A 15,306-nucleotide genomic window follows, 5' to 3' on the forward strand; every position below is an offset into this window, starting at 1 on the left:
GGATACGCGTGCCGACGCCTCTCACGTCGTACGCCTGGGCTTTCGGGCCGCCCTGCTTGTACTCGGACAGCGCGTGGTCGGGGTCCAATGGCTGCCTGCTCACGCTGCGGCCGCTGGTCTCGCCGCTCGGCACTGTGTCGTAGAACGACTTGACCCCACCGGCCTTGAACTCGGGTGCGCCCCGGAGAGCGAGCCTGATTGGCTCGGGCTCGCTCTTGTGTGTCGGATGGGGAGGCCGCGCCGACCGTTGCTCGAGAAGGCAGTGTCCATCGCTTCGACGCGCGGCTAGTATCCAGCTCTCAGGCACCGGCATTCGTCCGGCCTTCGGCCTGCTGCACGTCTGAATGAGATCGGAAGCCCGGTGAGCAGTGCTCGTTCCGATGGGCGGGTGCTGGCCGCCCGCCCCGGTGACCCCAAGCGCGTCGGCCCTTATCGGATCATCGGGCGCCTCGGCTCAGGGGGCATGGGCACGGTGTACGCCGGCCTCGACGACGCCGGTCTCCGGGTCGCGGTCAAGGTCGTTCACTCCGCTCAGGCGGACGACGCGGAGTTCCGGGCTCGTTTCCGTCGGGAAGTGCAACTCTCCGCCCGTGTCCAGGGCCCGTGCCTCATACCCCTGGTCGCGGCCGACGTCGAAGCCGCGTCGCCGTGGCTGGCCACCGCCTATGCCCCGGGGCTCACCCTCGATCGGCACATTGCCACGTACGGTCCGCTCGCCGGTGGAACCCTGTACGCCTTTGCCGCCGGTACGGCCCAGGCTCTCGCGGCCATTCATGCCGCCGGCGTCGTCCACAGGGACGTCAAGCCGCAGAACGTCATCCTGACTGCGGGCGGCCCCCGGGTTCTGGACTTCGGCATCGCCCATGCCGCCGACGGCACATCCGTGACGCGTACCGGCATCCTGACCGGCACTCCGGGCTGGATCAGCCCTGAGCACTACCGCACCGGTACGACAGGCCCTGAGGGCGACATGTTCGTCTGGGGCGCCCTCATAGCCTTCGCGGCCACCGGCCGTACGCCCTTCGGCGTGGGAGCTCCCGACGCGGTTGCCTACCGGGTCATGTCCGAAGAGCCTGATCTGCGCGATCTTCCTGATGAGCTCCGCGCAATCGTGAGCAGCGCTCTTGCCAAGGAACCGGGTGACCGAGCCGCCGCGAGGGACGCCGCCGAGGCATGTGCCGTCCTCCTTGCAGCTCAGGCCACACAGGTCACCCCGGTCGGTGCGGAACCGACACTGGTGGGCGATCTCGTCGCAGCTCAGTGGGACGTCCCCGCTCTGGACGATCCGAACTGGAGACGCCCTGCCCGTTCCGGCAGACGCCTCATCGGCATCGCGGTGGCTGTGGCCACGGTCATCGGTGGCCTGGCGGCCGGGGTGCCGGCCCTACTGCCCGACAAGGCGGAGACGACCTCGTCGGATGCCCGTTCTCCTGCCGGTGCTCCCCCCACCAATGCCGCTGTCGTGGCGTCTTCCGCTCCACCCGCGGCAAGCTCCCGGACTCCGGTGGGCGCGGAGTCGGTTCCCTCTTCCGGGAACACGGACGAGGCAACGATTGCCACATGGCGCGATGCGCGTCGCGCCAAGGGGGAAGTGGAGATCGAGACCGAGGCCGCACTCGGGCACGATGTCAGCCTCGGTGTGGGCGAGGAGTACAACTACCCCGGCCGGTACGGCGTGGGCTACTCCCCGTCCCGCAGAGAGCTGTACATAGCCGTCAGCGGCCCGGCCGTGGAGCCACGCGTCGTGCAGGGAGTGGCCAAGAGCGCCTGCCTCACCCTGCGCATGATGGCGGACATCTACAAGGACCTCCCTTACGACGAGTACGTGGTGGTCGACAACACCAGGCCCACGGCACCGGTGATCGTGTGGGAGGACGATTTCCGTACCAACACCGGCTGCATCACACAGGCCATCGACCGCAGCGCCCCCGACCCCGGGCCACCCTTGATCGGGCAACCCACGGAACAAGGTCTGGCCGCGGCGCGGATTCCCAGCGTCGACAAGCGTGAAATCAGAGTGGCAACCGAGGCGGTCCGCCAGCTCTTCGTCGACTGGAACGCCAACTCCCGGCTGGTCGACGACCCCCGCTACATCAGCGACGAGAACACCAGCATCGGCTTCGCTCCGCACGAAGGTGTGATGTATTTGTGGGCAACGAAGCCCGAGTGGGACCGGAACACACGGGAGGAATGGGCGGAGGCCGCCGCCGGCGTGGCCTGCCGGACGGTTCTCGCGGAATCGCGCGCGGGGAATGAATGGGGCTACGCCCAGTACGCGGTGGCGGTCCTCGACGGTGCTGGAGGTACGGAGTTCCTCCGCTGGGGAACGGCTGACGGCTGTGCGAGCTGAGCTGTCTCAGCCGAGGATCAGCGGCAGAGTTGCCAGCCCCCGCGTGAGGCGGGTTCGGCGCCAGGTGAGGGATTCTGCGGGGACGGCCAGGCGGGTGTTCGGGAAGCGGGTCACCAGGGTGCGGAGGGCGGTTTCTGCCTCGGCCCGGGCCAGGGGGGCGCCCGGGCAGCGGTGGATGCCGTGGCCGAAGGAGAGGTGGCCGGTGGCGTCGCGGTCGAGGTCCAGGTGGTCCGGGTGGGGGAACTGCGCCGGGTCGCGGTTGGCGGCGCCGGGGGCGATGAGGACCGGGAAGCCTGCCGGGATGTCGGTTCCGCCGATGTTCAGGTTCTCCGTGCTGTGGCGGAAGGTCGCCACGCTCACCGGGGAGTCGTAGCGGAGCAGTTCGTCCAGGGCTCCGGGGATCAGGTCCGGGTCCCGGCGCAGTCGGTCGAACGCCTCCGGGTGCCGGAGCAGGGCCAGGACGGCGTTGCCGATGAAGTGGGTGGTGGTCTCGTGCCCGGCGACGATGAGGAGCGCGGCCAGGGAGACGGTCTCGTCCCGGTCCAGGTCGCCCTCCTCGCAGTCGCGTACGAGGGAGTGGAGCGGGCCTTCGCCGGGGGTGGCGCGGGCCGTGGCGACGAGGTCGGTGAGGTAGTCGCCGATTCGGTGCGATGCCGCGTCGACGATGTTGGTGTCGGTGGCGTCGAAGAGGGCGTGGGACCAGGTCGCGAGTTCGGCGCGGTCCGGTTCCGGGACACCCAGCAGTTCGCAGATCATGGTGATGGGGAGGGGGAGCGCCAGCTCGGCCACCAGGTCGACCTCCTTGCCCGGTTGCCAGGCCGTCGTGAGGTCGTCGACCACCCGGGTGATGTACGGGCGCAGTGCCCGGACGCGTCCGGTGGTGAACAGGGGCGTCGCCACCCGTCGGTGGCGGGTGTGCGTGGGCGGGTCGCTCGCCAGCATGTTGCGGGAGATCGCCGGGTGCAGGTCGCGGTTCGAGGGGCGGTCGGCGAAGAAGCGGGCCGTGTCCTTGGAGAGGCGGGGGTCGGTGAACGCCTCGCGCGCTTCGGCGTGGCCGGTGATCAGGTACGCGTGGTGTCCGCCGGAGCCGGTGGGGATCCGTTGGACCGGGCAGCGTTCGCGCAGTTGGTCGTAGGTGGGGTAGGGGTCGGCGAAGAAGCGCGGGTCACGCAGGGGGTCCTGCCGAGGGCGCGGGGCGGTCATGAGGCCGCTCCCGCGTTCTTGGGTGCTGGGTGGTTCGGTGAGGCTGCTTCCGCGTTCTCCGGTGCCGGGTGGCGCGCGTAGGCCTTCGCCACGAGCAGCAGCCACGCCGTCTCCGCCGGGAGGTCGCCCTTGCGGGAGCGGGTGCCGGCGGCGGGCGGGGCCTCGTCGCCGTCGAGGGGGAGTCCGGTGCGCTTCGCGGCCACGGCCGCGGCGATGACCGCCGCCTCCACCTCGGCCTCGCCCCGGGGGGTTTCGGCCGTGCCCCGGCGGGCGGCCTCGGCTGCGGCGGCGTCCCGTACCGATGTCCGGCGGTACGGGCGCAGGGCCAGTACGCAGTCGTTGATCTCGATGACCCGGCGGTGCAGGTGGAAGTCGAGGTCGTGGGAGTCGACTTCGGTGTTGCCCGGGTCGAGCACGACCTCGGGGACCGCCGATGTGACCTCCCGCCACAGGGGTTCCAGCGCGGTGAACGAGTTCCGTTCCCAGCGGCGGCGGCGCAGTTGGCTGAGCGGCCACAGCAGGGCGGGCAGGGTGAGCCCGACGGTGATGAGGAGTACGGCGACGGCGGGCGCGGTCACGCTGAACGCGCAGCGGAAGGGGGTCAACGGGCTTGAGCACCGGGCGTGGTCGGGAATGAGCCCCAGACCGAGGCCGATGGAGATCAGGGCGAAGAGCTTGTACGCGGCGTAGAGGAGGGCGAAGCCGCAGCCGACCGAGGTCGTGCGCAGGCCCCAGCGCTGACTGCGCCGGGTCGAGCGCTTGGAGTGGGCCCAGGTCTGCAGCAGGAAGTCCTTGGCCGTGTACCCCAGGTAGGAGATGTAGATGAGCACGTAGCACGCGTACAACACCGGGTTCCGTCCGGTGAGTTGTTCGGCGACGAAGAAGGCGGTCATGCCGGTGACGGAGATCGCGAGGGCGATGACGCGCAGTCGGATCTGCCGGTCGGCCCGTTCCCGGTCCAGATTGAGCTGGAAGAGGAAGGCGAGGACCGCGGTGGCCGCCGTCAGGGTGAAGGTGTTGCTGAGCAGCCGGGCGACGTGGGGGACCACCGATTCGACCGCGCGCTCCACGGCGGGGGCGTAGGAGGCGAAGGCGAGGGCGAACGAGGTCAGCAGCGCCGCCATCGCCCAGGTGCCCGTGGGGCGGTGTCCGCCGCGTCCTCGTACCCAGTACGCGGCGAAGCACAGCAGCACGACGGCCGTGCCCGTGAACAGGATGTTGATCATTTCCGGTGGCGTTTCTTCCTGTGTGGCTCGGCGAACAGCGCGTCCCAGCTCTCGGCGCCCCTGGCGGGCCGGCTCGGCGGGCCTTCGCGTCCCCGGTACATGAGTTGGCGAATCACGCTGGCCATCACCTCGGCCTCGCGCTCGTCCTCGCTCGTGTAGCTGGTCCGGCCGGACATGCGCTGTACGAGGGTGGGGTCGAACCCGATCGCGCGCAGCGTGTCCCGGTCCAGTTCCAGGCTGCCGGGATGGTCGCAGACGATGTGGCTGATCTCGTGGGCGAGGATGTGGTTCTGGTGGAGGGGGGAGGTGGCCTCCTCGTAGAACAACAGGTCGGCGTCCGGGGTCTCCAGACGGATGCCGCACGGGGCGTCCAGGGCGCCCAGCGTGCTCAGGGGGCGCAGGATGATGGGGCGTCCGCGTTGTTCGGCCACGGCGTCGCGGAGGTCGCGGGTGCTGAAGCGGTGCGGGAGTCGAAGCGCCTCGACGCGCGCCTCACACGCGGCGCGAAGCTGCTCGAAGTCCATGTCCTCACTTCGGTGACGCCGGTCGGGGGTGGCCGACCGGGGCGGATCCCTCCTGGGTAGCTCTGTGTGAGCGCACCAATGCTGACATGTTCGCGACTCTGCTTCGAGGGCGGGGTGAGGCTGCGAGGCGCTGCGCGGACCGGGATGCCGGGCTTGTCCCGGGAAACGACTGATGCCCCCCTGGCGATGAGCGGCCACAGGGGGGTTTCGTCCCGGGGCGGGGATCGTGCGACCGTCGCCCGGTGCGCGGTTCAGTCGTCCAGGTTCAGGTCCTGCGGGCTGTCGTCGGTGGTGAGCCCTTCGAGTCTCCGGGCCTGTTCGATCACGGTGGACAGCATCTTCAGGCTGTCCACGCTCAGCCCGTTGGCGCGCAGGGCCACCTTGCGGACGTCCTGGTCACGCATGGCGGCGAGGAGGCCGATCTCCGCCTTCGTGCGTTCGGCCGCCTCGCTGTCGACGAAGTAGCCCGCCGGTACGCCGAAGAAGTCGGCCAGGGCCTTGATGGTGTGCCGCGTCGGGTTCCGCTTGGCGCCGGTGCGCAGTTGCTGGATGGCGCTCGCCGTGACCCCGCGCCCCTCCCCGGTCGCGGCCTTACGGATGCCCTCGGCGACCTCCGCGTAGGTGTAGGGCCCCCGGGAAGGGGGGTGCACCTCGCGGAAGAGGTGGTCCAGGAGCTGGGCGAAGGTGGGTGAACGGTCATCCTCCACGTAACACGACCTCCTTGGCGTGATGCCGAGCCTTTGCCCACCACAGTGTTTCTCGAAGCCCGTCGGGCCGGCCCCGGCAACACTTTGGTTGACGCCGGGCAGTCACTCTGGTGTACGTTACCAACGCTTCTTCGCCACTGAAGTGTCGAGGGGGAGGCGGGTGGCCGGGCCGGGGTCGAGCTTCACGGGGGTGAGCTCGGCCGACGGCCCGCACCTCCCGTCTGCCGTGCGGCCACGCGGGGGAGACGGCGGCCCGCACCCCCGCCGGACCCGGCAGCGCTAGAAGCACTCCGGCAGCGCCGTACCGTCCTTGGCGCGTACGGCGGGGAGCCAGGCCGTGGGTGGTTCGGAGCCGGGCGGGAGATGGACCCGGAACCAGTGGGTGGACCGGCGGTCCTCCTCGTCGATGATGGTCTCCCCGTCGGCCACCTGGCAGTCGGCGGTGAGGATGTCCCCGTGCCACACCCTGGTCGCCACGACGTTCTCCGCCGTGTACGGCCGCACGGGATCGATCGCCAGACCCAGGCTGCACCGCGGGTCCCGGACGGACTGTCCCCGGCAGTCCCGCTCCGCGTTGTACACCTGGACCGTGCCGGCGGGCGCCGTGGCCGAGGCCGCCCGTACCGCGTCCGAGCACAAGGCCGCGCCGGCGATCCCGCACAGCGCGGTGGCCAGGACGGCCGTACGGGCCCGGGGGCCGCGCCGCCCCGCCCTCGACCCGGGGGCCTCCCGGTGGGCGGCGATGCGGGCCAGCAGGCTCTCGGCGGTGTGGCGGGCCCGGGCCTCGTGGGTCGGGGCGAGGCAGTCGGCCGCCAGCGCACGCCAGAACGGCGGTACTGCGTGGTCCATGCGCAGCGGCGCGCGCCCCTGGCCGTACTCCTGGACCGCGGCGCCCCGCGCCATGGGCGTGGCCCCGGGGAAGGGCGAGGCGCCGGACGCGAACACCTCGTGGATGACGATGCCCAGCGCCCAGATGTCCGCCGTCGGCCGGACCCGTACGCCGAGTTCGCCCAGCGGCGCCCGCCAGCGCTCGGGCGGGAAGTAGTCCAGGGTGCCCAGGGGAGGAACGTAACCGTGTGTCCCCGTCAGCTCGGTGGCGAGGCCGAAGTCCGAGAGCTTCACGGAACGGTCCCTGCCCAGCAGGACGTTCTCCGGCTTGAGGTCGGCGTGGACCCAGCCCGAGCGGTGGAGATGTGCCAGCCCCTCGCAGATGCCCGCGATCAGTCCGCCGCGATCGTCCTCGGGCACGCCGGCGTCGATCAGGTCCCGCAGACTGCCCGCGGCCCGCTCCATGACCAGCACGTTCGCACCCTCCAAGGAGGGGTGGCCGGGTGCGGTGAGGACGAACGACTCCAGGAGGCCGATCAACCGGGTATGCCCGGCCCTGCTCCCGAGCTCGACCTCGCGGCGGGCGGACTCCACGATCCTGCGCGCCTGGCGCGGCGCGAGTCCGGCGGTCGGCATGATCTTGAGCGCGACGTCGGCGTGGCCCGGAGGCGCGGCGGTCCCGCCGGTACGGTCCGGATGCCCGCCGGTACGGTCCGGCTGCCGGCCGGCCGGTCGCGCCGCGTACACCGTGGACCAGCCCCCGGAGCCGATGAGCCGGGTGACCACCCAGTCCCCGACCCGGTGGCCGGGCGGGAGCGGGTCCGCCCGGTCGCCGTCCGTGGTGTCCGACGGGCCGTGCGGCGGTCTCATCGCGCGGCCTGCCGCTCCCGCCCGCCGGCCCCCGTCAGGGGCGGCAGCAGCGCGAGATGCTCCTCCCGTACGAGCCCGAACCGCAGCGCCAGCCCCACGATCTCCTCCCGCTTGCCGTTGCGGCGCTCTCCCTTGCCCGGCTCGTGGGCGCCCGGGGCGCCGATGCGGAGCTTCTCGTCCGCGAGGTAGTCGATGTGCGAGCTGACCGCCCGCGCGGTCAGCTCACCACCCGTGAGGTGACCGCCGATCCGCTCGACGATCTGGGGCGTGGTGGGGACCGCCACACGCGACTGGTCGCGCAGGCGCGGTTCGCAGAGCGCGACCAGGACGAGGAAGTACGTGGCCGTCTCGTTCAGGGAGTACGCGGTGACCGTGCTGTTCCCCCAGGGGCCGCCCATCGCGTCCGGGTCCAGATAGACGTGGTCGGGCGCGAACACCTGGAAGGAGATCGCGACATCACCGCGCGTCGGCAGCACGACGCGCGAGAACTCGAACGGGATCGGCGCCCCGACCCGCCGCGGCGGCACCCGCAGGTATTCCCCCGCCCCCTCCGGGTTCTCCACGAGATAGCTGTGGGTGGTGCTGTGGTTCGTCAGCTGCCAGTGGTCGTCGCTCACCCGGATCTCCCCGGCGAGCCGGGAGATCGCCGGGTCGTCGAGGCGCAGCTCCACAGGGACCGTCGTGGAGCCCCGTCCGAAGCGGGCCACCTCACCGGGGCCCAGCCGTAACGTCACCGTGTCACCGTGCGGCCGGCCGCCGACGGCGCCACCGCTCCCCTGCGGCAGATGGACGATAACGCCGCTCACCGCGCCCCCCGTTCCCCGCGTCGCTTGTCGGACGAGCGGAACGATACTCATCTGTCGGGGGAATTCACCGGTGCTCTTCGGCCTCATGGCCAAAACCGGCTGCCCCGTGCCGTGAACGCCCCGTGCCGGGCCGGACTCGGTGAGGGAGCGTCAGAGAGCGGGGCTGCCCGACACCAGGGGCGCGACCGTACGGTCCCCGAACGCCGTCCACGGCTGCCATCCGCCGCTCGGCACCGCCTGGACGCGGGTCCGTATCCGGCCTGCGGCGGTGACGGCGAAGACGTGCAGCCGACCGGTGGCGTCGAGCACCGCCGTGGGTGTGGCGGCGAGCCGGATGCCGGGCTCGCCGAACTCCCCGCCGGGATGCGTGTCCCCGCCGGGAGCGACCTGCCAGCGGTGGCCGAGACGCGCTCCGCCGGGCGTGAGGGAGAACGCCTCCAGCCGGCCGTCCGCGTTCACGGCGAGCGCCGGGGCGGCGGCGCTCCAGCCGAACAGCGGCTGCCACGCCTCCCAGCCGCCGCTCGGCACGGCCTGCCGCCGGACGAACGTGCCCACGCCCGACGGCCCGATCGCGGCGACGGTGAGCCGGCCGCTGCCGTCCCCCGCCACCCGGGGCGCTGCCCCGGCCGCGGTGCCGAACCGGTGCCAGGACCCGGTCCAGGGCCCGCCCGGTGCCTCCTGCCAACGGTGGTCGATGGCCGCACCGCCGGGTGCCAGGGCGAACACCTCCAGCCGGCCGTCGGCGTTCGACGCGACCACCGGGGGCGCGCCCGCCGCCCCGCCGAAGCCGGGCTCCCACGGGTCCCAGGTGAGGGACCCGGCCGACCGCTGCCGCCGCCGGGCGAGGGAGGAGCCGCCGGGGGCGAGGGCGAAGACCTCCAGCCGGCCCGAGGCATCGAGGGCCACGGCGGGCGCCGAGCCTGCCGGGCCGCCGAACTCCTCCCAGTCGTGCCAGCCGCCGTCCGGCCGCTGCACCCGGTGGTGCAGGCGGGCGCCGCCCGGGGCGAGCGAGAACACCTCCAGCCGGCCGTCGGGGGTGCGCCCGAGCGTGGGAACCGCACCGGCCGGCCCTCCGAAGGTCTCCCAGGGGGACCAGCTGTCCTTGTACGGGTCGAGCTGGACGCGCCGCAGCATCGCGCGGTCTCCGGCATCGAGGGCGAACACCGTCAGCCGGCCGTCCACGTCGAGGCCGGCCACCGGGTTGTCGGGGCTCTGCCACGGCGGTGGTGTGTCCTGCCAGGACAGCGGAGCCACGTACAGCCCGTTCCGGAACCAGCCCGCAGCACTGGCGTACCAGCTCTCCCCGTCGCGGATCACCTCCACAGCGTGACCCGGCACATGCCCGGCGTACCCGGCGAGTTCGAAACGGAACGGGTCGCGGGACGCGAGGACGTCGGTGCCTTCGTAGCCGTTGCGCGGACCGATGAACAGGTAGTACCAGCCGTCCCGTTCGACGACGTACGGCGACTCGGTGACCGAGACCGTCGCCTCCGTGCTCGTGTCGGTGAACGCGACGGCCGGCTCGCTCCAGTGCCGCAGGTCGGTGGAACGGCGGTACGACACGGCGTGGTTGCCCCCGCCCCCGCTGCCGTCGTCGGCGCCGGTTTCGGAGAGTTCCGTGTAGTACATGACCCACTCGCCGCCGACCCGCAGCACCATCGGGTCGCGGGCCGCGAGCCCCCGGAACAGCGGGCCGGACGGTTCGCGGGTCCAGGTGAACAGGTCGGTCGACGTCGCCAGGTTGATCGCCGCGACGCCTCTGCCGCCCGAGCCGCCTGCACCGCCCGAGCCGCCTGCACCGCCCGAGCCGCCTGCACCGGCCGCGCCGCCTGCACCGGCCGTGCCGCCCGCCGCGTAGAACATCCAGAACCTGCCGTCCGCCTCGATGACGTGCGGCGCCCACAGGTGCTCCTCGCCGAAGTAGGACGGGTCGACGGTGAGCGCGTCGGGGTGGCTGGTCCACGGGCCGTGCGGGCTCGGCGCGGAGGCGTGGGCGAAGGAGATCTCCGCCGCGCTGTCCGGGGATTCGCCGCGCGGCGCGCTGTGCCCGACGATGCCGAACAGGTGCCAGCGGCCGTGAGCCTTGATGAGGGTGTGGTCGTTGAGGTAGCGCGGGCCAGTGGGGGTGGACGGGTCGTAGACGTAACGGAAGGGGCCCGCGCCGATCCTGCGCGGGGGCGGGACCGGTGCGGAGGCGGTGGCGGTGGCCGGGCCGGCGCCCAGGAGGGGGAGGGCGCCGACGCCGGCCGCACCGCGCAGCAGGCTCCGTCTGCTGATCGGAGGCATGGGTTCCTTCGGAGGGGTCAGTCGACGGCGGGGCCGGCGGAGTTGTTGAGCCAGAGCCACTCGGACCAGGTGGCGAAGCCGGTCTGCCACTTGTGGAACGTACCGGCGTGGCTGGTGCCGAAGACCTCGATACGGCCGTCGGCGTTGGTGGCGGCGACGACCTCGGTGCCGCCGGTTCCGAAGGGGGCCCATTCGCTGTAGGGGGCGTTCACCGCGGTCTGCCAGATGTGCAGGGCGGTGGTGCCGTTCATGGCGAAGACCTCGACCCGGCCGTCGGGGGTGCGTTCGCTGGTGAGCTGCGATCCTGCCGGGCCGCCCATGGGCTCCCAGCCGGACCAACTCGACGCACCGGTCTGGTACTTGTGGAAGACGCCGACCGGGCCGGAGGCGAAGACCTCCAGGCGGCCGTCCGCGTTGTGGTCGACCGTCAGGTCGTGCCCGCCCTCACCGAATCCGGCCCACGCGGACCAGCCGCCGTTGGGCGCGGTCTGGTACCGGTGCTGGAAGGTGGTGCCGTTGAGAGCGAAGGCCTCCAGACGTCCGTCGGGCGCCTTCCCCAGCTCCACCCGGCTGTCGGCGGGGCCGCCGCCCGTGGACTCCCACCCCGACCAGCCGCCGTTCGGGGCGACCTGGTACCGGTGGAAGAGGCCGGCCGGGCCCGATGCGTAGACCTCGATACGGCCGTCGGCGTTGACACCGGCCGCGGTGTCCCGGCCCCCGCCGCCGAAGTTCTCCCATCCCGACCAGCCACCGGACGGGCTCAGCTGCCAGCGGTGCTCGAAGGTGTTCCCGTTGAGCGCGAACAGCTCCAGGCGGCCGTCGGCGTTCGGCGCGATGGCGAGTTCGGCGTTGCCGGGCCCGCCGAGCCGTTCCCACTCCGACCAGTCGCCGTTGGCCCGCTGCTGCCAGGCATGGTGGATGCCCTGGGCTCCGGCGGCGAACAGCTCAAGGCGCCCGTCCGCCGACCGCGCCGACACCACCCGGCCCGACTCGGCGGGATACACCGGCGGCCGGGGCTGCTGGACCGCGCCCGGGGTGCAGGGCAGCACCACGCCGCGCTCCGCGAGGTGGACCTCGGGGTCGATACCGTACGAGGTGGACCTGTCCGACCAGATCCGCAGATGGAGATGGGGGCCGGTGGACTGCCCCTCGGATCCCATCAGGGCGATCTGCTGGCCGGCCACGACGCGGTCGCCGACGGAGACGTCCCGCCGGGACATGTGCCCGTACTCGGAGATCCGTCCGTCGGGGTGCAGGACCCGGATCCACTGGCCGTAGCCGGTGTTGTCGTACCCGGAGATGGTCACCTCGCCGTCGCCCACGGCGTGGATCGGGGTGCCGACGGCGTTGGCGATGTCGACGCCGTTGTGTCCGCTGTGGAAGTGCTGGGACACGAAACCGGCGGCCGGGCAGGCCGCGGTGGCGGCGGTGACAGCCGCGGGAGCCATAGCGGCAGGGGTTACGGCGGCGGGGGTCACGGCGGCGGTCCGGGCCGCCCCGGCCGGAGCCGCGGGCAGCAGCGCCGGCAGCAGCAGGGCGGCTGCCGGCGCGAGGACCCAGGTCAGCGCGCGTCGGGAAATCCGTGGAAACACGAGTCCTCCTGCCCCTGGCGATCTCGGGGTGAGTGGGATGGACGGCCGGGGGCCGTGCGGGGACGGGCCGTACGGAAGCTAGCAACCGCGCGGGCCGGGAAGACCCCGGAAGGTTACGGACTGACAGGCGGGAGACTGTCGGCTAAGCCCCGTCCGGCCCTGATCCGCCGGACGCCCAGGGCCTGTTGCCGGATTTCAGCGGTATTTCATCGGTCCTCCCTAGCCTGGCCGCGTCCGGGCGACGGCCCGCACGACAGGGGAGGACGGCGATGGCACGGAGGAGACACAGAACGAGGCTGCCGGCGGCGGTCGTCGCCGCGGTGGCGGTGATGAGCACACTGGCGGCCACCGGGTCGACGGCCACGGTGGCGGCCGCCGCCGGTCCGGGGCCGGACAGGCCGACGATCCGCTACACCGAGTACGGAATCCCGCACATCATCGCCTCGGACTGGGAGGGGCTGGGGACGGGCTACGGATACGCGGCGGCCAAGGACAACATCTGCACCCTGGCCGACACCTATCTGATGGTCAACGCCCAGAGGTCCCGCCACCTGGGCCCCGACGGCCGGGCAAGCCCCGGCCAGAACCAGAACACCACCACCAACCTCAACAGCGACCTGTACTTCCAGCGGATCAAGGACGACCGGGTGGTGGAGCGGCTCCTCGACAAGCCCGCCCCCGACGGGCCGGAGCCGGAGGTCCGCGAAGCCATTCGCGGCTATGTCCAGGGATACAATAGGTACCTGGCCGAGACCGGCGTGAACGGCATCACCGACCCGGCCTGCCGCGGTGCGGACTGGGTCCGGCTGATCACCGAGATGGACGTCTACCGGCACGCGCACGCCGAGATCATCATGGGCAGCGCCGACGCGCTCCTGGACGGCCAGGTGAACGCGGCACCCCCGGGGGCCTCGGCCGCCGCCGTACCGTCGGCGCCCCCGTCCGCGCGTCAGGCTTCCTCGCCGGCGAAGACCGACGCGAAGTCCGCATCGAGGACCGACGCGAAGTCCGCCGCGAGGACCGCGGAGAGGATCCGCGAGGCGATGGCCGTGAGCCGCGAGCAGGGCATGGGCAGCAACGCCCTGGCCGTCGGTTCGCAGGGCGTGTCCGGTGGCACCAGCATGCTGCTGGCCAACCCGCACTTCCCCTGGCAGGGCAAGAACCGGATGTGGCAGAGCCAGCTGACGATCCCGGGAAAGGTCAACGTATCCGGGGCCAGCCTGCTGGGGTTCCCCGCGGTGAACATCGGCTACAACGAGAACGTGGCCTGGAGCCACACCGTCGCCACGGTGGCCCCGTTCGGGCTGTTCGACGTACAGGTGGATCCGCTGAACCCCACCACGTACCTGGTGGACGGCGCCTGGGAGCGGATGACCTCGCAGCGGGTTGCCGTCGACGTGCTGAAGCCGGACGGCTCGCTCACCCAGGTCGCCAGGACGCTCTGGTCCACCCGCTACGGCCCGGTCACCACCTCCATGCAGGGTGTCCCGCTGCCCTGGGTGGTCAGCGCGCACGCGGTACGCGACGTGAACATGCACAACCTGCGGGCGCTGAACAGCTGGTTCCGCCTCGACCAGGCCGAGGACGTCCATGACGTGGTGGACATCCTGGAGACCACGCAGGGCGTCCCCTTCTTCAACACCGTGGCCTCCGACCGCAAGGGCAACGCGCTGTACGCGGACATCCAGGCCGTCCCGAACGTCACGGACGAGCACGCGCGATCGTGCCTCACCCTGACCGGTCAGCTGCTGTTCAACCAGTCGCCGCGGCTGCCGAACGTGCCGCCGATCTCCATCCTCGACGGCAAACGCAGCGCGTGCGACTGGCCCGACGACCCGAACGCGGTCGCGCCGGGCCTGCTGGACCCGCACAAGCAACCCCGCCTGATCCGCTCCGACTTCGTGGGCAACGCCAACGACAGCGCCTGGCTGGCCAACCCCGCGCAGCCGCTGGCCTTCCCCCGGGTGATGGGGGACACGGCGGCGCCCCGGTCGCTGCGTACGCAGGAGCTCATCCTCACCGCGCAGAACCGGATCAACGGCACCGACGGCCTGCCCGGCAAGGGGTTCACCCCGCAGACCATGGGGAAGTTGCTGTTCGCCGACAACAGCAGGGCGGCCGACCTGGCCCTCAACGCCACGGTGACCATGTGCCGGAACGTCCCCTTCGGACTCGTCCTGGTGGACGGCAACCTGGTCAACGTGAGTGAGGCGTGCCCGGTCCTGGCCGCCTGGACCAGCCACGACTACACGACGGACAGCCGGGGCTCCTGGCTCTTCGCGAACTACTGGTCCTTCCTGAGCAACGGGCAGGGGGTCGAGAAGCTGCCGTGGCGGGTGCCCTTCGACCCCAAGGACCCGGTGCACACACCCAATTCGCTGGACACCGGGAGCTCCGCGGTCCGTGACGCGCTCGCTCGTGCCGTGCTCGCCCTGCGTACGGCGGGCATACCGCTGAACGCCCCGCTGTCGGACGCCCAGAAGGTCAGCCGCGGGGGTGAGCAGATCCCGATCCACGGCTCCCTCGGCCAGCTCGGCGTGCTGAACGTGATCACCCCCGGCCAGGTCGACGGGAAGCCGGACATCGTCTTCGGCTCCAGCTTCGTCCAGCAGGTGCGGTTCACGGCCGCCGGTCCGCCGCAGGCGCTCTCCGTCCTGGCCTACTCCCAGTCGGCAGACCCGAGTTCACCGCACCACGCCGACCAGACCAGGCTCTTCTCGGCCGGCGGGTGGGTGACCGAGCGGTTCACGGAGGAGCAGATCGCGGCCTCACCGGAACTGCGGATCAAGGTTCTGAACTGAGCATCCCGACAACGTCACAAGGCACAACGTCACAAGGCACAACGTCGCAAGGGACAGCGTCACGAGGGACAACCGCAAGGCACAACCTCGCAGAGGACAACCTGACAAGGGGG

General features: G+C 71.7%; 10 protein-coding genes. 2 read left to right on the top strand and 8 right to left on the bottom strand.

Going from position 1 to position 15,306, the window contains the following annotated elements:
* Window positions 1-361: 361 nt before the first annotated feature.
* Entirely contained in the window at window positions 362-2,350 is a 1,989-nt protein-coding gene (locus IE264_RS32345; RefSeq protein WP_032757155.1) for a serine/threonine-protein kinase, read from the top strand.
* 6 nt (window positions 2,351-2,356) lie between these two features.
* Here IE264_RS32345 and IE264_RS32350 read toward each other — a convergent pair whose 3' ends face one another.
* The 8 genes from IE264_RS32350 to IE264_RS32385 all read right to left on the bottom strand — a co-directional run bounded on the left by IE264_RS32350 (window position 2,357) and on the right by IE264_RS32385 (window position 12,392).
* Entirely contained in the window at window positions 2,357-3,553 is a 1,197-nt protein-coding gene (locus tag IE264_RS32350; protein ID WP_032757156.1) for a cytochrome P450 family protein, read from the bottom strand.
* Complete coding sequence (locus IE264_RS32355; RefSeq protein WP_032757157.1) at window positions 3,550-4,779, bottom strand: MAB_1171c family putative transporter; 1,230 nt, start codon at window positions 4,777-4,779, stop codon at window positions 3,550-3,552. The genes IE264_RS32350 and IE264_RS32355 overlap by 4 nt, the downstream gene beginning before the upstream one ends.
* Window positions 4,776-5,303, bottom strand: a complete 528-nt coding sequence (locus IE264_RS32360; RefSeq protein ID WP_015611977.1) for a M48 family metalloprotease — start codon at window positions 5,301-5,303, stop codon at window positions 4,776-4,778. Before IE264_RS32360 ends, IE264_RS32355 begins: the two co-directional genes overlap by 4 nt.
* Before the next feature lie 251 nt (window positions 5,304-5,554).
* Window positions 5,555-6,010: a helix-turn-helix domain-containing protein gene (locus tag IE264_RS32365; protein ID WP_015611978.1), complete on the bottom strand. Its 456-nt coding sequence runs from the start codon at window positions 6,008-6,010 to the stop codon at window positions 5,555-5,557.
* Window positions 6,011-6,289: 279 nt separating this feature from the next.
* Window positions 6,290-7,708: a serine/threonine-protein kinase gene (locus IE264_RS32370; protein WP_032757158.1), complete on the bottom strand. Its 1,419-nt coding sequence runs from the start codon at window positions 7,706-7,708 to the stop codon at window positions 6,290-6,292.
* On the bottom strand, window positions 7,705-8,514 hold the full coding sequence (locus IE264_RS32375) for an FHA domain-containing protein (protein ID WP_015611980.1): 810 nt from the start codon (window positions 8,512-8,514) through the stop codon (window positions 7,705-7,707). Before IE264_RS32375 ends, IE264_RS32370 begins: the two co-directional genes overlap by 4 nt.
* Before the next feature lie 150 nt (window positions 8,515-8,664).
* The gene (locus IE264_RS32380) at window positions 8,665-10,800 is read right to left on the bottom strand and encodes a DUF8189 domain-containing protein (protein ID WP_032757159.1); all 2,136 of its coding nucleotides are present in this window, start codon (window positions 10,798-10,800) and stop codon (window positions 8,665-8,667) included.
* A gap of 17 nt (window positions 10,801-10,817) precedes the next feature.
* Entirely contained in the window at window positions 10,818-12,392 is a 1,575-nt protein-coding gene (locus IE264_RS32385; protein WP_051821823.1) for a DUF8189 domain-containing protein, read from the bottom strand.
* A gap of 269 nt (window positions 12,393-12,661) precedes the next feature.
* Here IE264_RS32385 and IE264_RS32390 point away from each other — a divergent pair, with 269 nt between their 5' ends.
* On the top strand, window positions 12,662-15,193 hold the full coding sequence (locus IE264_RS32390) for a penicillin acylase family protein (protein WP_032757160.1): 2,532 nt from the start codon (window positions 12,662-12,664) through the stop codon (window positions 15,191-15,193).
* The last annotated feature ends 113 nt before the right edge of the window (window positions 15,194-15,306 follow it).

This window comes from Streptomyces microflavus (assembly GCF_014650075.1).
GTDB lineage: Bacteria > Actinomycetota > Actinomycetes > Streptomycetales > Streptomycetaceae > Streptomyces > Streptomyces microflavus.

Coding starts and splice junctions, on each gene's coding strand:
- IE264_RS32380 (WP_032757159.1), bottom strand. CDS start 10,800: ATGCCTCCGATCAGCAGACGGAGCCTGCTGCGCGGTGCGGCCGGCGTC.
- IE264_RS32390 (WP_032757160.1), top strand. CDS start 12,662: ATGGCACGGAGGAGACACAGAACGAGGCTGCCGGCGGCGGTCGTCGCC.
- IE264_RS32370 (WP_032757158.1), bottom strand. CDS start 7,708: ATGAGACCGCCGCACGGCCCGTCGGACACCACGGACGGCGACCGGGCG.
- IE264_RS32350 (WP_032757156.1), bottom strand. CDS start 3,553: ATGACCGCCCCGCGCCCTCGGCAGGACCCCCTGCGTGACCCGCGCTTC.
- IE264_RS32355 (WP_032757157.1), bottom strand. CDS start 4,779: ATGATCAACATCCTGTTCACGGGCACGGCCGTCGTGCTGCTGTGCTTC.
- IE264_RS32360 (WP_015611977.1), bottom strand. CDS start 5,303: ATGGACTTCGAGCAGCTTCGCGCCGCGTGTGAGGCGCGCGTCGAGGCG.